Origin of the sequence: Ferruginibacter albus (assembly GCF_020042285.1) — a bacterium.
Classification (GTDB): domain Bacteria; phylum Bacteroidota; class Bacteroidia; order Chitinophagales; family Chitinophagaceae; genus Ferruginibacter; species Ferruginibacter albus.
On sequence record NZ_CP083388.1, the window covers coordinates 459,714 to 478,116 of the forward strand.

Consider the following 18,403-nt stretch of genomic DNA (forward strand, 5'->3'; position numbering starts at 1 on the left):
CAGACAAATGAAAAATCTTTTAAATCACGTATCGCTGTTGCTTTTGACAGCTTTATTAATGTCGTTCAGCGGCTTTTGCACCCCTAAGCTAAATAGCTATCCGGCTGCTCAACCTACTATCTATCTTGATTTTGATGGATATTATGTAAACAGTCCTGTATGGAACGGTGGCGTTCCGTTTCAGGCCGATGCAGCAGGAATGACAGACGCACAGATTACCGAAGTATTTAATCGTGTTGCTGAAGATTATCGTCCTTTCAATATTAATATAACTACAGATGAAGCTGTATTTAATGCAGCGCCGGCTACTCAAAAAATAAGAGTAGTGGTTACTCCTACCAGCGCATGGTATCCCGGTGTAGGTGGTGTTACTTATGTAGGTTCATTTACATGGGGTGATGAAACACCTTCTTTTGTATTTTGTAATCTTTTAGGACCCAATAACCCTAAAATGGTGGCAGAGTGTTGCTCACATGAAAGCGGGCACAGTCTTGGTTTATACCATCAATCAAAATGGGATGACAACTGTAATTTAGAAGCAGTATATAATGAAGGTGATGGTGCAGGTGTAGAATCCTGGGCACCTATTATGGGTAACAGTTACTACCGTAATATGACAGGCTGGTACAATGGTTTAACACCGTACGCCTGTTATCTTTCACAGGATAACCTTTCTGTTATCACTTCACAGAATGGCTTTACTTATCGCAATGATGATTATACAGACGATATCAATGCTACCCCAACTACTATAAATATGGCCGGCGATAATATCAATGGGGTCATCACTACACCAACAGATAAAGATGTTTTTAAATTTACAATGACAAAAACATCGAGTGTTCACTTAAGCATTAGTCCGTACAGTGTTGGCGCTAACGCTGATGGTGCGGATCTAAACGTGAAAGCAGATCTATATGATGGGTCTAAAAATTTGATCGCATCTTATAATCCTTCTGCTAAAATGGAAGTAACCATTGATACTTCATTACAGGCTGGTCCTTATTATATAGCTGTGTCAGGTTCGGGTAATGATAATACTACTAATTATGGAAGCTTAGGTTCATACACCTTGTCCAGCATGTCGACAGTATTACCTATCCAGGGAATAACATTAAAAGGAGATATCCAAAACAATCAACACGATCTGCAATGGAACATCATCACAACATCAGCTATTAAATCAGTAGCCGTAGAATATTCTACAGATGGAAAAAGCTTTAGTGGCTTAAGTGTTATTGCGCCATCTGACAATGCATATTCATATGCTCCTTTTCAAAAGCAGGATCTGTATTATAGGGTAAAAGCTGTTTCTGTTGAAGGACAGGTTATGTACTCTAATATCATCTCGTTAAAACAAGCAGGAGGCAGTAGTTTATTTACTGTTTCAACACTGGTTCGCAACAGTGTTTTGGTAAACGCATCCGAAAATTTTGTTTACGAATTGCATAATATTAATGGCACTTTGATCGTTAAAGGAAGTGGAATTCAGGGTTCAAATAAATTGAACATTGAAAATCAGCCAAGCGGCGTGTATGTGTTACAGTTGGTTGGCAGCAAAACAAAACAAATAGAACGCATTATAAAACAGTAAGGTAGATTCATGTGTAAGTTTAAGGGTCAGCGTAAGGGGCTGGCCCTTTTTTATTTTATCGCACATAACGAAGTAATTCCCACGATCTAATGTCTTAGCGCTTTTCCTACTCTTTGACTCTGGCGTGAAAAAATTGTTACGCATACACGAAAAATGTTGCAACATTCAATTTTTCCGTAACTTTAGAAAACCCCTCTTTAATATGTTATGGAGAAAATTTAATGGAGACCCCATCCAACTTCCCATAAAAGAAGCCGTTGAACAGGCTATCAAAAGGGAAACAGCAGCAGGAAATCATTTAAAAGTTTGTATCGGCACCGACAGCCAGGTAAAAGGTAAAGAAACCGAATTTGCTACGGTGATCGTTTTTTTACGTGAAGGACATGGAGGTTTCATGTTCATTCACAACGAAAAAACATTACACAAGTACAGCATTAAGGAACGTATGTTGGTAGAGGTCGCAAAAAGCATTGAAATTGCGTATGAACTTTGTAATCTTTTTACGGATTACAATGTTGATATGGAAGTACATGCCGACATCAACACCAACCCAAGCTTTAAGAGCAATGAAGCATTGCGTGAAGCGATGGGTTACATTCTCGGTATGGGCTTTGCCTTCAAAGCCAAGCCTGAAGCCTTTGCCAGCAGCAGTTGTGCTAACAAAGTGGTGAACTGATCTCCTTCTCTTATTTAACTGTAAAGTCTGTATAAACATACCGATAGTAGAATTGTCTCCTCTTTATTTATTACTCTTGGGTATTCTTTTCTTCGATCAAATTAAGAATATGATCTCTTCCCATTTTTTTTGCAGCGCTGGTAACAAAGTGTTGCGGTAAGAATTGCCATGTTTTTTTAAGCGTTTCTAAAAACGTCTTTACATTTTTTGCTACTATGGCTTGTGTTTCTTTGTCAGCTTTGGTAAATACCAATGCAAATGGCACCTGCCATTTATCTAATTGATTGATAAATTCGATGTCTATTTTTTGAGGAGAATGCCTGGCATCGATCAATACAAAAACCAATACTAAATTTTCACGCTTGCGTAAATAATTTTCGATCATCTGCTCCCATCTTCTGCGGCTGCGTTGGCTTACTTTGGCAAAACCATATCCCGGCAGATCAACCAAAAACCATTCATTGTTTACAATAAAATGATTGATCATTTGTGTTTTGCCCGGTGCAGAAGAGGTTTTAGCCAACTTTTCATTATTGCACAACATATTTATCAGCGACGATTTGCCAACATTACTTCTGCCGATAAATGCATATTCGGGTTTATCGGGTTTGGGGCAATCTTTTACATCAGGACTACTAATAAGATATTTAGCTGATTTAATAACCATGAACAAATATAGTTGTGAATAGTGAATGGTCAATGATGAAAATAGGTTGTTTGTTTTCTCAAATTGCTATATCCGCAGCAAATTATTGTAACAAAGATTTCACTATTGACCATTCACCATTCACTTGATTACATCCCGTATCTTTGCCCCGCATGACAGAGTTTGCTCACGATACAGTAGTTCCTTATAAAGAATCAGAGCTCAGCAAAAAGCAACAGGTGGCCAATATGTTCGATGATATTGCGTTCCGGTATGATTTTTTAAACCGCTTCTTAAGTGCAGGTATTGATGTGCGTTGGCGCAAAAAAGCATTAAAGCAATTGATAGCTGCAAAGCCTAAATTATTGTTAGATGTTGCCACCGGTACAGCAGATATGGCGATCATGGCATCCAATATGCTTGATCCTGAAAAGATCACCGGGATCGATATAAGCGAAGGGATGCTGGAAATTGGCCGACAGAAGATCGCAAAGCTTAACCTGCAAAACGCTATAGAGCTGTTAAAGGGAGATAGTGAAACAATAAGCTTTCCTGATAATACGTTTGATGCTGTAACTGTGGCATTTGGTGTTCGTAATTTCGAGAACCTGGAAAAAGGGTTATCGGAGATCAAACGGGTGTTAAAACCTACCGGTAAACTAATAGTATTAGAGTTTAGTAAGCCAACCACGCCTGTTATAAGCCAGTTATACAATGTGTACATGGAATGGATGGCGCCTTATATCTGCAAGCTTTTTTCGAGTAATCGTAAAGCCTACAGTTATCTGAATAAATCGATCCAAAAATTTCCCGAAGGGAAAAACTTTATAACCATTTTAAACAACCTGGGTTACATTAACACAAAATGTAAACCCCTGAGCTTAGGAATATGCAGCATCTATTGCGCAGAAAAATAATTTATATCGCTTTATTATTGGCATGTCCTGTAATGGGGTTCTCTCAATTGTTTCAAGAATTGAACCAGCAGGAGTTTGACCAAAAGATACTGCATTTCGGTATCAATGTCGGCTTTAATCAATCACATTTCAATTTTACACACCACGATCAGTTTTTGACACAGGATAGTGTAATGGACATTGAAAGCATCAACAGCACCGGTATTAACCTGGCCTGGTTGGTAAATTATAAAATAAGCGACCATTTTGATTTTCGCACGTATCCATTGGACCTTACTTTTTCTGAAAGAGCTTTTCAATATGCATTAAAATACCCGGATGCTATTAATGATGAAACTCCCATTACCACCAAAAAAGTACAATCTATTGCACTAAGCTTGCCGGTTACCATTAAATTCACCAGTGATAGAATTGGTAATTTAAAGGTATACACTATTGCCGGAGCTCGGTTGGATTATGATCTTGCAGCAAGCGCTTCCAGCGACAGAAATGTAGATGCCATCATCAAACTCAATAAGTTCGGTTATGGGTTGGAAGGTGGTATCGGCTTCCATTTATACTTCCCTTATTTTGTACTATCACCGGAATTGAAATTTGATTGGGGGCTTGCTAATCTACATAATCGTAATGCCAATAATAAGTACTCCAACAATATCGATAAGATATATGCCCGAATGGTTTCTTTCTCTTTAACGATCGAGTAAAAGTTAGTTCAATAAATAAGGATTCTATCTCATAAAAAAAGCGAAGCTTTCACTTCGCTAATTATCAATTCTAAAAATACTTATAATTAATAGTCATACATCCGCTGTGTTGCATTCCAGCGAATACCTAAAGAAAACAGAGTGGAGTTATTATTCAAAACCGGTTCTGCATCTACCTTATAAGTTCTTGTTTGAAATACAGCATCAATAAAAAGGTTCTCTTTTATTTCATACGATGCAGATAAATTCAAGTTCACACATTTAGCCAACACACCTGAACCTACACTAAAACCATAATCTCTTGGGCGTGTGGTGTAATCTAAGAATATATTGCTTCCAAAATTTTCTCCTGCAGAATCCAATCCCTGGCGGTACGCAATCACCTTAGCTTCTAAGTATAATTTATTAAGCGGACGATAACGGGCAATTCCAATTACTTCATCAAAATTAGCACCCAGCGGGTGTGCCATAGGTTGATTATAATTAGAATAGTTAGAAACAGAATCATTGTGTGTGTAAGTGAATGGACGAACAATGTTTCCTTCTAATTGCAGATCGAGATTTTTAATTTTAAATGCATCAATATATTTCACGCCTAATTGCACGCCTTGTTTGTTAGCCCACCAGCCTCTTGAATAATGCGTTATCTCATTTAATACAAATTCATTGAAAAGCAATTGTCCGTATACCTGCGCCTTATGCGCAACATTGGCTTTAAAATCCAATCCCACTGTAGTTTTATCGGGGCTTCCGTTCTGCTGTTGTGCAGCGATCAGGAAAATAACCGGGTTCAAATAAGAAAAATCATAATGGTCTGCACGGCTGAACATAACATTCTCAAATAAGCCCACATTTAACCACGGCGTAGCATTTAAGCTTAAATGATGCACCACGCCATATTTTTTGGGAAATTGATAATCGCCGCTGATATCAAGATTAGATCGTTGATTGATCAATTCCATGTAAATGGTTTGATAATTTAATTTCCAGATGCGCATGTTGAATTTTAAAAACAGGTAAGGAGCCGAATTGGTGCTCAGGAATAAACTACGATAGCCGTCTCCAATAAAATTCTTATCATATCCAAATTGAAAATCGAAATACTTGGCAACATTAAAATAGAAGGACCCCCTGTTTTCAAAATAATCATAGGCGGTAATATCGTTCTTAAAGTTTTTAAAATAACCTACTCCCGGTACATAAGGATATCCATTATTAGTATTTCGTTGTAGCGCATAAGAAGGCATTCTTTCCTGGTTGTCGGTTAAATAAAAAGAGAAGCCTACTTTTTTCGCTATCAATCCTCTTAATGTCAATCCTTTTGAATTTAAATATACCCGCTTGTCGTTACCACTTTCTTTTGCCTGTATTTGCTGAATTACAGGGTTAACTGCCAAATAAAAATCCTTGGTATCTACTTCATAAAAATTGGCTTTGGTTTTATAAAAAGTATTCAGGAAAGGCTTTTTGCTTAATGCAAAGTCTTTATTACTATCTATCCATTCCAGGTTATTGATCAATACTTCGTTGAGGTCATATTTATCGATCGCAGAAAGCGCATATTCCTTGCTGTTAGGATTCAACTTATTTAACGAATCTGCATTTTGTGCCTGTTGTGTAATTAATTTCCTGGTTAACGGACGGCTATTATAAAGTATCAAAGAAGGGTTGCGTTGTTGTTTGATGTCCAGTCGTTCAAAGAAATGTTCGCTTTTATCACCCTCCATCAGTGTAGTGGATTGGGCAAAAGAAAAAATCGGGCAAACAAAAACAATTAGCAGTTTGAATAAGCTTTTAATAATTTGCATCGTATTTGGTAATTTAACTTATAAGTTTTTCAAGATATGCAAAAATACCTTTTTAAGAATATACAAGTTGTAAATGAAGGAAAAACAACACCGTTAGACGTATTGACAAACGGTGAGCGCATTGAAAAGATAGCACCACAAATAAGCAACGCACGCAATGCGGTTGAAATTAATGGAGAAGGAAAATTTTTGCTGCCGGGAGCTATTGACGACCAGGTGCATTTTAGAGAACCCGGCTTAACCCACAAGGCAACTATTTATACCGAAAGTAAAGCTGCTGTGGCAGGAGGTGTTACCTCTTTTATGGAAATGCCCAATACAGTACCTAACGCATTGACGATCGAATTACTGGAAGATAAGTATAAGATCGCTTCTCAAACATCGCTGGCTAATTATTCCTTTTTTATGGGAACAAGCAATAGTAATGCTGATGAAGTGTTGAAAGTAAATCAATATAAGAACGATATCTGTGGTGTAAAGATCTTTATGGGTTCCAGCACAGGTAATATGTTGGTAGATAATTATCTCACGTTAGATAAAATTTTCAGGGAAAGCGAAATGCTTATTGCCACGCATTGCGAAGATGAAAAGATCATTCGACAGAATTATGAAAGAATAAAGGCTGCTAAGGGGAAATTATCTGCTGCCGATCATCCGCTGATACGCAATGAAGAAGCTTGTTTTGAATCTTCTTTTTCTGCCGTTCAATTGGCAAAAAAACATAACAGTCGCTTGCATATACTTCACATCAGCACCCAAAAAGAATTGCAGCTATTTGGCAACCTGCTTCCTTTAAAACAAAAATGGATCACTTCTGAAGTTTGTGTACATCATTTACATTTTACTGCAGATGATTATGCTCAATTAGGTTACCGGATAAAATGCAATCCTGCTATTAAAGCGGCTAATAATAAGGCCGGTTTGTGGGAAGCCTTGCTGGATGACCGTTTGGACGTTATTGCTACCGATCATGCACCACATACATGGGAAGAAAAGCAAGGTGATTACGAGCATGCACATGCAGGATTACCTTTGGTTCAGCACTCAGTGTTGCTAATGTTGAATTATTACAAGCAAGGAAAGATCTCTTTGGAAAAGATTGTTCAGAAAATGAGTCATGCAGTAGCCGATTGTTTTCAGATAAAAGACAGAGGATATATACGGGAAGGTTATTTTGCAGACCTGGCAGTGGTAGATATGAATAAAGAAACGACAGTTGCCAAAGAAAATATTTTGTATAAATGCGGATGGAGCCCCCTGGAAGGTGTACGTTTTCCGGCTGCTGTTACGGATACTTTTGTAAGCGGTGCACATGTTTATGGAAATGGTGTGTTCAATGAATCACAGAAAGGGCAACGATTACAGTTTAACAGGTAACAGATAATATGGAAATAGATAAAACAACTTTAAACGATCTTACAATATTTAGTTCCGAAGAAGAGTATTCTATTTTCAGCAAGTTTGATTTTTGTAAAACAATTAATGGCAAATACAAACTAAAAGAGAATTTTTCCGCTCCGTTATCTACTATCAATGAGATTAAAAATGTTCAGCTTACATTAAAGCAGATCATTGCCAAAATTGATAATTGGCCGCTGCATATTACCAATGGTACCATAATGGTGGTTGAAAGGTTTTATCAATCCACGCTTGATGAAATACCGTCTAACCCATCTTCGTTTACAGCGTACAGCTATAAAGTTTTTCATGCACCTGATTATTCGCTGGTAAAATATTCTACTATTCACGTATTTGATTTTATAAAAGGAATGCAGGAGTTGATAAAGCTTTTATTGAATGAAAACACTTCTTATCCTTTAAAAAAATTATTAGAGCGTGCACAACAGATACTTAATAAGAAGCAATTTGAAATAGTTACCAATAATGCTAAAGCTACCGATACAACTCCTGTGCAATGGTTAAAGTTGGCCAATTTTGTGCGCTATCATTACAAGCATAATATGGAAGATCTGCTGGAAATTCATGCGCAATTAGATGCCTGGTATAGTATGGCGACAGCAGTAAAACAGTATAAGCTTAATTTTCCAGAATTAACCGAGTCAGAACATCCTTTAATTGCGGCAAAACAATTGTACCATGTTTTATTGGAAACACCTGTGGCTTACGATATCGTGTTAAACCAGGAAAGTAATTTTTTGTTTCTTACGGGCGCTAACATGGCAGGTAAAAGCACTTTTATAAAGTCGGTTGGATCGGCTGTTTTTTTAGCGCATATTGGTATGGGAGTGCCGGCCGAAGAAATGCAACTGAGCAGATTTGATGGCTTGTTGAGTAACATTAATATGGCTGACAATATTATGAAAGGAGAAAGTTATTTTTATAACGAAGTGCAGCGAATAAAAGCTACCATTAATAAGGTTAACAATAAAAAGCATTGGTTGATATTGATCGATGAGCTATTCAAGGGTACTAATATACAGGATGCCATGAAGTGTTCATTTACAGTAATAGAAGGATTTTTAAAAATTAAAAATTCCTTATTCATCCTTTCCACTCATCTATACGAGATAGGCGAATCATTAAAAACCTATTCCAACATCAGCTTTAATTATTTTGAGACCACTATTACAGACGATCAGTTACATTTTAATTACCGGCTCAAAGAAGGTATTAGCAACGACCGGCTAGGCTATCTTATTTTAAAGAAAGAAGGGGTAGTAGATATGTTGCAGAACTTATGATGAATAGGATCGAAATTTATTCATCATATCAAAGTAATATGTATCTTGAGCATATACTCTTATGTCAACAATACGAAGCATACCTTTTTTCATTTTTTTTTTATTGCCATTAACTATTTTGGCACAAAATGATCTTACAAGTTTTGCAAAAAAGAAACAAAAGCCGAGATCAATAACAACAATAGCAACAGGTATTGGGATAGATATAAATTCGGATAATCAGAACTATACATTTACTTATATTCCTATAACTGTAACCTGGGTAAAAGCCTCGTATGAAAACATAGCTTTCATTGCCAAAGCTGAGCTTGGTATTCCTTTTGGAGCTTCAGGAAGTGATAGCGCTTATACGCTAAATCCATCTTTGCCATCATCTATTTCATTAAAGAAAAAAATAGCACCTTATTTATTTTCACTTGGAATAGGTTTAAGAATAAATGTACTTGAAAATAAAAAGAAACAACATTTATTGGTTGATTTCCTGCCGCTTGAAATTTTTAGTCAGAATTTTAATGTATCATATTCGAATTATGATAAAAGCAATTACGATATTATAAACCCTGATGTTGATCTTAACAGAACTTCACTTGCAATTGGTTTGGATATTGCATGGCAGACAACAGTATTTAAAAAAAATGTTTTTGTGACACTTGGAGTACAGACGCCGGTTTTTACAGGAACCGGTGACTACGAGCTGTCATATAAACTTATAACTCCTTTACAGTTAACTTTTGGCTATGGTTTTTAACTTTAAAATGATAACTAATGAGTAGAAACTTATTCTATATAATGGTTGTAAGTTTATTCTGTTGTATAAGTAGTTGTAAGAAATATTATTTTTATCCGGATGAAAATAATCCCGGACTTAGTCGATTTACTTCCAGGGATTATAATGTTGCCTCTGCGTATATTAATAACATCGCTTATGTTAATCCATTTTATAGTACTTTGTTTTCGCCCGATTCTGGTCCCACTCCTCAGGATATTTACATAAACAAAATAAATGCGGTCACCGGAGATACATTAAATCTTACATGGCATTTGGAAAATGGTGATTATCGAAGTTATTCTTTAAACATGTTACTGCCAGTTGATAATTCATTTGCTGTAGCTGATTTTATCAGGTGGAATGGCAAAATATTTCGCAATGTTAGTATAAGGCTCGATCAATTTTATGGAATAGGAAATCTTTACATCACTAAGCTCACCCCTGCGGAAGATGGTTCTAATGTATTGACATTTTCAGGATTATTTGACGGTGTTGTTAACGATACTATAATTATAACCAAAGGCCGGTTTGATTTTCCTGTAGCTGTCAATAGGCTTAATTTTTAAATATTCAACAAACCTACATTCAACGTAAATTTGCATCTTGCCCTAACCGGCATAGATACAAATGAAGAATTTTTTTAGAATAATCAGCTATATTCATATACCTAAGAACAAGCTGGCTTTATACATTTTTTATACATTATTAGGTACCTTCTTTTCAGTTTTTTCCATTGCGATGTTTGCTCCTTTTTTAAGTATTATATTCAATACTTCAGGTAGCAATGTAATAAACTCAAATGCGGTAGGAAGTCTTAAATATTATTTAAATGATATTGCCATGCGCAACAGGCTTTTGGCATTGGGAATTGTCTGCCTGTTTATTATTGCAGCTACCTTATTTAAAAACCTGTTCTTTTATCTTTCATATAGAATATCCAACCCGGTTAAGAATATGATCTCTTACGACTTCCGGTTACGGTTATACCAAAAAATATTAATGCTCCCCGTTGGTTTTTTTACAGATCAAAAAAAAGGCGATTTGATGAGCAGGATGATTGGAGATGTTAACGAAGTGAATGGAGCGGTTATCGGTTCGCTGGAATCGCTAATTAAAGATTCTTTGACCACGATCGCTTTTTTGGCATATATGGTGTACCTAAGTCCCCGACTTTCATTGTTCTTATTGATCGCACTGCCTATAACGGCTTTTGTAATTGGCCGCATTAACCGGAAGTTGAAACATTTCTCCAGTAATTATTCTGTGGTTTCCGGCGAAAGTTTATCGCATGTAGAAGAGACATTAACAGGGATCAAGATCGTAAAAGCATTTAATGCTGAGAAAAAGATGTTGCAGAAATTTAAATCGGGCAATTTAGAATTATTAAGGATATTAAACAGCATTTCAATCCGTAGAGATTTATCAAGCCCGCTTACAGAGTTAATGGGGGTAACAGTACTTTGCATGATCTTATTTGTTGGTGGCTTAACGGTGCTTTCTTCTCATTCTTTATCAGCCAGCGATCTGTTGAATTTTGTTTTTGGTTTCGCCATGATCATTAATCCTGCAAAAAATTTATCCGGCAGTATTTCTAATGTTCAAAAAGGAATGGCAGCTGTAGAGCGACTGGAAGAGATCATACAAGCGCCTATTGGTATAGAAGAAAAGCCTAATGCAATTCCTTTAACAGCGTTTAATAGATCTATTGAGTTGAGAAATGTAAGTTTTTCTTATGGCGAAAAGGACGTTTTAAAAAATATCAATTTAATTATTGAAAAAGGGAAAACAGTTGCATTGGTAGGTTCATCCGGTGCAGGTAAATCAACATTGGTAGATCTGATCCCACGTTTTCATGATGTTACTTCTGGTGAAATATTAATTGATGGAATAAACATTAAAGAATATACCATACCATCGCTGAGAAGCCAGATGAGTATCGTAACTCAAGAGCCAATTTTATTTAATGATACCATAGCGAGTAATATCGCTCTTGGAAAAGAAACATATACAGAGAATGAAGTAATGGAAGCTGCTAAAATAGCGAACGCTCATAATTTTATTATTTATAAAGAAGATAAATACAATACAAATATTGGTGATAGAGGAATGAAATTAAGCGGTGGTGAACGGCAGCGTGTAACGATTGCCCGTGCGGTACTGCAAAATCCTCCGATTTTAATTTTAGATGAAGCCACTTCTTCCTTAGATACAGAAAGTGAACGCTTGGTACAGGATGCGATTATTCATTTAATGCAGGACAGAACTTCTATTGTAATTGCTCACCGTTTATCTACGGTTCGTAATGCAGATGAAATAATAGTGCTGCAAAAAGGAGAAATTATAGAACGCGGCACACACGAATCGTTGATCGCATTGAACGGCTTTTACAGCAAGCTGGTAAATATGCAGGAAGTAAAATGATCAACCGATCGCCTGGAAACGGTTTCTGTATTCCACCGGTGATAAGCCTGTGATCTTTTTGAACGTATTACGGAAAGCTTTGTTGTCATTATATCCTACTGCGTACATCACTTCATTTACCTGGTATCTTGAAGTTTCCAATTGGCGCCGGGCAGCTTCAATTTTTAAATACTGTATATATTCTGCCGGAGAATATTGCGTTGCCTTGCGAAATCTTCTTTCAAAGTTTCTTCGGCTGAGAGAACAATGTTGTGCCAATTCATCTACATTGATCTTCTCAATATAGTTCTCCTCAATAAAATCTTGTGCTTTTTGTATTGCTTCATCTTCATGCATTTTAAATCCACTGAAAATAGAAAATGAGCATTGGCTATCGCGGTTAATTTCTACTTCAAAAACTTTTGAACAATAAATAGCTGTCTCCCTGTCAACATATTTTTCTACTAAATAAAGCAATAGGTTTAAAAAAGAATAGGCACCACCGTTAGTATAGATGCCTTGTTCTTCGTGCACTACCGCTTTTATTAATTCAACATCGGGGTACATCATTCTAAAGGCATCAAAAGCAATCCAATGTGTGGCGCATTTTTTTCCTTTCATTAAACCGGTGGCAGCCAATAAAAATGCGCCTGTACAAAGACTTGCAATTTCAGCTCCTTTTTTATAATGCGTAGCGATCCATTCTACAGCCTTTTCATTATGTTTTACTTCTTCAGGAATGTTACCGGCTAATGCAGGAAGAATGATCAGATCTGTATGTGTTACTTTATCAATCGTTGTGTGTGGCTTTATGCTAAAAGCGCCATCATACAATTTTGTTTCTTCTGTTATTCCTACCAGTTGAATCGTAAAGGGTAACGGTAATTCTTTTCTTTTAGCAACGGCATTTACTTCATTAAATACTTTAAAGCTTCCTATCACACTGCTTAATACGCAATCACCGGCAGGCACAAAAATTGAAATATGTTTATTGCCCGGTTTCACTACGTTTATCTTTTTGGTCGGCATAAAATTGATTTAATGTTACCTCAAAGTTATTTTCTTATTCTGTCGCAAACAACCCCTTAACTTGGCGTATTGGCACACCTTATTAACCATTGCTTCGCAATAGCTTTGAATTCACTAAAACATACAACTATGTCGTCTATTCAAACAATAGCAAAACAATTTGCGTTGCACAACAAACTTTTTAATAATGTACTGGAAGGAATTGAGGATGCACAAGGCGGAGAACGTCTTTCTCAGGAAGTAAATCATCTTCAATGGATTGCGGGCCATTTGGTAAATGCCCATTACGGAATGGCACCTATGTTGGGATTACAGAACTATAAGTTTCCCTACTGGGAGCTGTACACGGATAAAACCCAGCCACCGCCAAGCAACAGGGCTTTAGACACATCTTTAAAATACCCGCCGCTTTCAGAATTAAAAAAATACTGGAATGAGCTGGAGCCAAAATTCATTGAAGGGTTAGGGAAGTTATCTAATGAGCAATTAACTTCAGAAATGCCTTTTCCTGTACCTACAGGTAAAACAATGCTGGACTTTTTTACTTTTATCGCAAGTCATGATTCTTATCATATCGGTCAAATGAGTATTATTCGTAAATATTTAGGTAAGGGCGCTATGTCATATAATTGATCAACTAAAAAAATAAACAAATGAAAAATGTAATTAACTGGTTTGAAATTTATACTTCAGACTTCCAAAGAGCAAAGAAATTTTACACAGATGTTTTTAAAATTCAATTAACCGATTTGCCATCATCTCCAAATATGGATATGGAGTATGCAACGTTTCCGGGTGATATGAGCACACCGGGCGCTTCAGGGGCATTAGCAAAAATGGATATGATGAAACCGGGTGTAGGCGGCACTATGGTATATTTTCACAGTGAAGATATTTTAACTGAACAAAACAGGGTAGAAGCAGCAGGCGGAAAAGTAATTAAGGCCAAACAAGCCATCGGCGAATATGGTTTTATTGCCATCATAGAGGATACAGAAGGTAATATGATCGGAATACATTCGATGAAATAGATCATCAATTGTTTTAAAAGACAGATGCATGTGAGCATCTGTCTTTTTTATAGAGTTTACGCTTACTCTATAGATAGTATTATTTAGTTATTAATTGCGCATTTATACGTTTTTATTTGAGTTATATCAACTAAGTATAGTTAAAACTAACATTTATATTTGTTTACCTTTTTTACTTGTAATAAATATAATGTTAGTTAAAACTTTTGGTAGCGCAGTATATGGTGTTGAAGCAATTACTATTACTGTTGAAGTGAATGTAAACAACCAGGGAAAATCCGAAGCAGTAATTGTTGGCCTGCCCGATAGCGCTGTGAAAGAAAGTTTGCAGCGTGTAGAAAGCGCTATTAAAGATAATGGCTTTTACATGCCAAGAACCAAGCTGGTGGTAAATCTTGCACCGGCAGACATCCGCAAAAGCGGCTCTGCGTTTGATCTTCCTATTGCGATGGGCACATTGGCTGCAAGTGAGCAGTTAGATAACCCTGAAAAGTTAGCAGAATATGTTATCATGGGCGAACTTAGTTTAGACGGTACCGTTAGGCCCATTAAAGGAGCATTACCTATTGCCATACAAGCCCGAAAAGAGAATTTTACAGGTTTGATCGTACCTCAGCAAAATGCCCGTGAAGCGGCAATGGTGAATAATTTAAAAGTGTATGGTGTATCGCACATCAATGAAGTAATTGATTTTTTTAAAGATGAAAATGCATTACAGCCTGTAATTGTAAATACAAGAGATGAATTTGCGTATGCACAAAATAATTTTGATATTGATTTTGCAGATGTAAAAGGACAGGAAAACATAAAACGAGCGTTGGAAATTGCTGCTGCAGGTGGGCATAATGCAATATTGATCGGACCACCCGGTGCCGGCAAAACAATGCTGGCAAAAAGGCTACCAACAATACTGCCACCGCTTTCTTTAGTAGAAGCGTTAGAAACAACAAAGATCCATAGCGTTGCAGGTAAGTTGCCCGAAAATGCTTCTTTAATTTCTAAACGTCCATTTCGTTCCCCACATCATACTATAAGTGATGTAGCTTTGGTCGGTGGTGGCGGTAATCCTCAGCCCGGTGAAATCTCATTGGCACATAATGGCGTTTTATTTTTAGACGAATTGCCTGAATTCAAAAGAACCGTTTTGGAAGTGATGCGCCAACCGATGGAAGAAAGAAAAGTAACGATATCAAGAGCAAAAGTAGCATTGGATTTTCCTGCCAGTTTTATGTTGATCGCTTCTATGAATCCGTGTCCATGCGGGTTCTTCAATCATCCTGAAAAAGAATGTACTTGTCCGCCCGGCGCTGTGCAAAAATATCTGAACAAAATATCCGGTCCATTGTTAGATAGGATCGATTTACACGTGGAGGTTACTCCTGTTGCTTTCAGTGAATTATCTTCCTCCAAACAATATGAAAAAAGTGAAGCTATCCGTGATCGTGTGATGAAAGCCAGGGACATACAGGCAGAACGTTATAAAGAAGAAAAAGGGATATATGCGAATGCGCAGATGAGCAGTAAAATGCTGAAAGAAATTTGTGTTATCAATACCGTTAGCCAAAACTTATTAAAAGTGGCAATGGAAAAATTAAATCTTTCAGCACGTGCTTATGACAGAATTTTAAAGGTGAGCCGCACCATTGCCGACCTTGCTTCCAGCGAAGATATCAAAGCAGAGCATATAGCGGAGGCTATTCAATATCGAAATCTCGACAGAGAAGGTTGGGCAGGATAAAATAACTAATTTTGAAAAATTAAAGGTTAAACATTATTTAGTGGCTTAACCTGAAAGAAAATAATCTGAATGAAACTATTATTAAAATATTTAAAGCCATACAAATGGCTGGTAGTGCTTACGCTTGTTTTAGCTGCTATTAATATTGGCTTCTCATTGGTTGATCCTATTGTATTGGGTAAGTTGATCAACCTTGCCAGCACTCAGCAAAGTCCGGACGCACCTCATGTAAAATATGGTTGGCACGACTATATGTTTTTGAAATCGCATTTCATCAATAAAAATAAGAAAGCAGATAGTTTGTATGGGGTAGTATGGTTGTTATTAGCTTCCATTACGGTTGCCATGATAAGTCGTATTGCAAAAAATTTCCAGGATTATTTTTTGAATGTTGTCACACAAAAATTTGGAGCCAAAGTATTTACAGATGGGTTGCAACATGCAATGAAATTGCCTTATGCTGATTTTGAAGATCAACGCAGCGGAGAAACGCTTTCTATTCTCACTAAGGTAAGAACAGACGTTGAAAAATTCATGAACAACTTTATCAACATACTATTTGTTGTGCTTGTTGGGGTGGTGTTTGTTTTTATTTATGCAGCTCTTTTTATTCATTGGAGCGTACCTTTTGCCTACGTTTGTGGCATAGTAGTATTAACAGTTGTAACAAATCTTCTTAGCAAAAAAATAAAGGTCATTCAAAAAACAATTGTATCACAAACCAATGCATTAGCTGGTTCTACAACAGAATCCTTGCGCAATATTGAACTCGTGAAAAGTCTTGGACTTACAGAACAGGAAGTTGGGCGACTTAATAAAAACACGTATAAAATATTAGGGCTTGAATTAACAAAAGTAAAAAGGATACGCAGCATTAGTTTTATACAGGGCACAATGGTGAATACATTGCGTCAAATAATCCTATTTGTTTTAATGTGGTTGATCTTTGGAAGAGAGATGGATGCCGGACAGTTAGTAACCATGCAGGTGTTCTCCTTTTTTATATTTGGTCCATTACAGGAAATTGGAAACATCCTTCTTTCTTATAGAGAAGCAGAAGCGTCTTTGAATAATTTTCACGAATTAATGAGGAAGCCGCCGGAAAAAGAACCTGCAAGTCCAAAAACATTAGGCGATGTTAAAGAGCTTTCTTTTCAAAATGTTTCTTTTCAACATAAATCTGCTACTCATAAAGCAATTAATAATATAAGCTTTGATGTTAAGAATGGTGAAACCATTGCATTTGTTGGACCAAGCGGCAGCGGTAAATCTACCTTAATGAAATTGTTGGTAGGATTGTACAGACCTGAGGAAGGAGCCATTTATTATAATGGATTGGATGAAACTGCCATTCGTTTTGATGATCTGCGTAAACAAATTGGTTTTGTTACGCAAGACACAAATTTATTTAGCGGAACTATTAAAGAGAACCTGATGTTTGTAAATCCAGCTGCAACAGAAGAAGATCTAAGAGAAGTTTTACAAAAAGCATCTTGTACCAATTTGTTAGCAAGGGCAGAAAAAGGCTTGGAAACAATGATCGGAGAAGGCGGTTTAAAATTATCCGGCGGCGAAAAGCAACGTTTGTCCATAGCCAGGGCTTTATTACGAAAACCGCATTTATTAATCTTTGATGAAGCTACTTCTGCATTAGATTCTTTAACAGAAGAAGAAATAACAGATACGATAAAAGACATATCTTCTCAGCAAAACAGGATAACGATCTTGATTGCACATCGCTTAAGCACTATCATGCACGCCGATAGGATTTATGTTTTGGAAAAAGGCGATGTAGTGGAAACAGGTAATCATGATAGTTTATTAGTAGAAAAAGGATTATACTATGCCATGTGGCGCCAGCAGATCGGCGAAAGGAAAAAGATGCAGGCTCAACAAACCACCGCATAATTGCAGTTTGATTTAGTAACTTTGCAGTTCCATGACTGAAATTGAAAAATCTAGACCAAATTACCTTTGGAGTATTCTCACCATGAAATGCCCACGATGCAGGCGTGGCAAGATGTTTAAAGATTCGAACGCGTATAAAAAAATCTCACTGAAACATATTTTTGATATGCCGGAGAACTGCCCGGTTTGTCACCAAAAATATGAAATGGAAACAGGTTTTTGGTATGGAACAGGATATGTGAGTTATGCGTTGGCGGTAGCCGTATCTGTGGCTACTTTTATTGCCTGGTATGTACTTATTGGTATTTCGGTAGATGATAACAGGATCTTTTATTGGTTAGGTTTTAACTGCTTCTTTCTAATAGCGATTCAACCTTGGCTAATGCGTTTAAGCCGCGTTATTTATTTATATTTTTTTGTGAGATATGAAGATGATTATGAAAGTACCAAGCCAAAAGAGTTTGATGCGTAATTCAAATTT

At 36.7% G+C, this 18,403-nt stretch carries 17 protein-coding genes; 14 read left to right on the forward strand and 3 right to left on the reverse strand.

The window, feature by feature from the left end; all coding sequences use genetic code 11:
- The first annotated feature begins 7 nt into the window (after positions 1–7).
- Positions 8–1,594 (forward strand): T9SS type A sorting domain-containing protein, encoded by a 1,587-nt coding sequence (locus K9M53_RS02100; RefSeq protein ID WP_224017540.1) that lies wholly within the window; start codon positions 8–10, stop codon positions 1,592–1,594.
- A 202-nt stretch (positions 1,595–1,796) separates the two neighbouring features.
- On the forward strand, positions 1,797–2,270 hold the full coding sequence (locus K9M53_RS02105; RefSeq protein ID WP_224017542.1) for a ribonuclease H-like YkuK family protein: 474 nt from the start codon (positions 1,797–1,799) through the stop codon (positions 2,268–2,270).
- 70 nt (positions 2,271–2,340) lie between these two features.
- On the opposite strand, the gene yihA is transcribed toward K9M53_RS02105, so the two are convergent.
- Positions 2,341–2,937 carry a ribosome biogenesis GTP-binding protein YihA/YsxC gene (yihA, locus tag K9M53_RS02110; RefSeq protein WP_224017544.1) on the reverse strand — a complete coding sequence of 199 codons (597 nt, stop codon included), beginning with the start codon at positions 2,935–2,937 and terminating at the stop codon, positions 2,341–2,343.
- A 152-nt stretch (positions 2,938–3,089) separates the two neighbouring features.
- Here yihA and ubiE point away from each other — a divergent pair, with 152 nt between their 5' ends.
- Positions 3,090–3,833: a bifunctional demethylmenaquinone methyltransferase/2-methoxy-6-polyprenyl-1,4-benzoquinol methylase UbiE gene (ubiE, locus tag K9M53_RS02115; protein WP_224017546.1), complete on the forward strand. Its 744-nt coding sequence runs from the start codon at positions 3,090–3,092 to the stop codon at positions 3,831–3,833.
- A complete protein-coding gene (gene porT / locus K9M53_RS02120) occupies positions 3,818–4,537 on the forward strand; it encodes a type IX secretion/gliding motility protein PorT/SprT (RefSeq protein WP_224017548.1) in 720 nt (239 codons plus the stop codon). Before ubiE ends, porT begins: the two co-directional genes overlap by 16 nt.
- Positions 4,538–4,623: 86 nt before the next feature.
- On the opposite strand, the gene K9M53_RS02125 is transcribed toward porT, so the two are convergent.
- On the reverse strand, positions 4,624–6,345 hold the full coding sequence (locus tag K9M53_RS02125) for a hypothetical protein (RefSeq protein WP_224017550.1): 1,722 nt from the start codon (positions 6,343–6,345) through the stop codon (positions 4,624–4,626).
- 36 nt (positions 6,346–6,381) lie between these two features.
- Between K9M53_RS02125 and K9M53_RS02130 the strand changes: the two genes are divergently transcribed.
- The 5 genes from K9M53_RS02130 (at position 6,382) to K9M53_RS02150 (ending at position 12,237) form a co-directional block, all read left to right on the forward strand.
- On the forward strand, positions 6,382–7,722 hold the full coding sequence (locus K9M53_RS02130) for a dihydroorotase (protein ID WP_224017552.1): 1,341 nt from the start codon (positions 6,382–6,384) through the stop codon (positions 7,720–7,722).
- A gap of 8 nt (positions 7,723–7,730) precedes the next feature.
- Positions 7,731–9,047: a MutS-related protein gene (locus K9M53_RS02135; RefSeq protein ID WP_224017553.1), complete on the forward strand. Its 1,317-nt coding sequence runs from the start codon at positions 7,731–7,733 to the stop codon at positions 9,045–9,047.
- A gap of 61 nt (positions 9,048–9,108) precedes the next feature.
- Positions 9,109–9,795: a hypothetical protein gene (locus K9M53_RS02140; RefSeq protein WP_224017554.1), complete on the forward strand. Its 687-nt coding sequence runs from the start codon at positions 9,109–9,111 to the stop codon at positions 9,793–9,795.
- A 17-nt stretch (positions 9,796–9,812) separates the two neighbouring features.
- A complete protein-coding gene (locus K9M53_RS02145; protein WP_224017555.1) occupies positions 9,813–10,382 on the forward strand; it encodes a hypothetical protein in 570 nt (189 codons plus the stop codon).
- Between the two features lie 61 nt (positions 10,383–10,443).
- Entirely contained in the window at positions 10,444–12,237 is a 1,794-nt protein-coding gene (locus tag K9M53_RS02150; RefSeq protein ID WP_224017556.1) for an ABC transporter ATP-binding protein, read from the forward strand.
- Here K9M53_RS02150 and K9M53_RS02155 read toward each other — a convergent pair whose 3' ends face one another.
- A complete protein-coding gene (locus tag K9M53_RS02155; RefSeq protein ID WP_224017557.1) occupies positions 12,238–13,245 on the reverse strand; it encodes a GlxA family transcriptional regulator in 1,008 nt (335 codons plus the stop codon).
- 129 nt (positions 13,246–13,374) lie between these two features.
- On the opposite strand from K9M53_RS02155, the gene K9M53_RS02160 reads away from it, so the two are divergent.
- The 5 genes from K9M53_RS02160 to K9M53_RS02180 all read left to right on the forward strand — a co-directional run bounded on the left by K9M53_RS02160 (position 13,375) and on the right by K9M53_RS02180 (position 18,394).
- Positions 13,375–13,878, forward strand: a complete 504-nt coding sequence (locus tag K9M53_RS02160) for a DinB family protein (protein ID WP_224017558.1) — start codon at positions 13,375–13,377, stop codon at positions 13,876–13,878.
- Between the two features lie 20 nt (positions 13,879–13,898).
- Entirely contained in the window at positions 13,899–14,276 is a 378-nt protein-coding gene (locus K9M53_RS02165; RefSeq protein WP_224017559.1) for a VOC family protein, read from the forward strand.
- Positions 14,277–14,466: 190 nt separating this feature from the next.
- On the forward strand, positions 14,467–16,014 hold the full coding sequence (locus K9M53_RS02170) for a YifB family Mg chelatase-like AAA ATPase (protein WP_224017561.1): 1,548 nt from the start codon (positions 14,467–14,469) through the stop codon (positions 16,012–16,014).
- Between the two features lie 69 nt (positions 16,015–16,083).
- Complete coding sequence (locus tag K9M53_RS02175) at positions 16,084–17,922, forward strand: ABC transporter ATP-binding protein (RefSeq protein WP_224017563.1); 1,839 nt, start codon at positions 16,084–16,086, stop codon at positions 17,920–17,922.
- Between the two features lie 166 nt (positions 17,923–18,088).
- Positions 18,089–18,394: a hypothetical protein gene (locus K9M53_RS02180; protein WP_315857673.1), complete on the forward strand. Its 306-nt coding sequence runs from the start codon at positions 18,089–18,091 to the stop codon at positions 18,392–18,394.
- The last annotated feature ends 9 nt before the right edge of the window (positions 18,395–18,403 follow it).

What these genes read in the sequence shown, in the direction of transcription:
- K9M53_RS02150 (WP_224017556.1), top strand. Translation starts at nt 10,444, where the DNA reads ATGAAGAATTTTTTTAGAATAATCAGCTATATTCATATACCTAAGAAC.
- K9M53_RS02130 (WP_224017552.1), top strand. Translation starts at nt 6,382, where the DNA reads ATGCAAAAATACCTTTTTAAGAATATACAAGTTGTAAATGAAGGAAAA.
- K9M53_RS02175 (WP_224017563.1), top strand. Translation starts at nt 16,084, where the DNA reads ATGAAACTATTATTAAAATATTTAAAGCCATACAAATGGCTGGTAGTG.
- K9M53_RS02135 (WP_224017553.1), top strand. Translation starts at nt 7,731, where the DNA reads ATGGAAATAGATAAAACAACTTTAAACGATCTTACAATATTTAGTTCC.
- K9M53_RS02160 (WP_224017558.1), top strand. Translation starts at nt 13,375, where the DNA reads ATGTCGTCTATTCAAACAATAGCAAAACAATTTGCGTTGCACAACAAA.
- K9M53_RS02100 (WP_224017540.1), top strand. Translation starts at nt 8, where the DNA reads ATGAAAAATCTTTTAAATCACGTATCGCTGTTGCTTTTGACAGCTTTA.
- K9M53_RS02170 (WP_224017561.1), top strand. Translation starts at nt 14,467, where the DNA reads ATGTTAGTTAAAACTTTTGGTAGCGCAGTATATGGTGTTGAAGCAATT.
- K9M53_RS02125 (WP_224017550.1), bottom strand. Translation starts at nt 6,345, where the DNA reads ATGCAAATTATTAAAAGCTTATTCAAACTGCTAATTGTTTTTGTTTGC.
- K9M53_RS02180 (WP_315857673.1), top strand. Translation starts at nt 18,089, where the DNA reads ATGCCGGAGAACTGCCCGGTTTGTCACCAAAAATATGAAATGGAAACA.
- K9M53_RS02140 (WP_224017554.1), top strand. Translation starts at nt 9,109, where the DNA reads ATGTCAACAATACGAAGCATACCTTTTTTCATTTTTTTTTTATTGCCA.
- ubiE (WP_224017546.1), top strand. Translation starts at nt 3,090, where the DNA reads ATGACAGAGTTTGCTCACGATACAGTAGTTCCTTATAAAGAATCAGAG.
- K9M53_RS02165 (WP_224017559.1), top strand. Translation starts at nt 13,899, where the DNA reads ATGAAAAATGTAATTAACTGGTTTGAAATTTATACTTCAGACTTCCAA.
- K9M53_RS02105 (WP_224017542.1), top strand. Translation starts at nt 1,797, where the DNA reads ATGTTATGGAGAAAATTTAATGGAGACCCCATCCAACTTCCCATAAAA.
- K9M53_RS02155 (WP_224017557.1), bottom strand. Translation starts at nt 13,245, where the DNA reads ATGCCGACCAAAAAGATAAACGTAGTGAAACCGGGCAATAAACATATT.
- yihA (WP_224017544.1), bottom strand. Translation starts at nt 2,937, where the DNA reads ATGGTTATTAAATCAGCTAAATATCTTATTAGTAGTCCTGATGTAAAA.
- K9M53_RS02145 (WP_224017555.1), top strand. Translation starts at nt 9,813, where the DNA reads ATGAGTAGAAACTTATTCTATATAATGGTTGTAAGTTTATTCTGTTGT.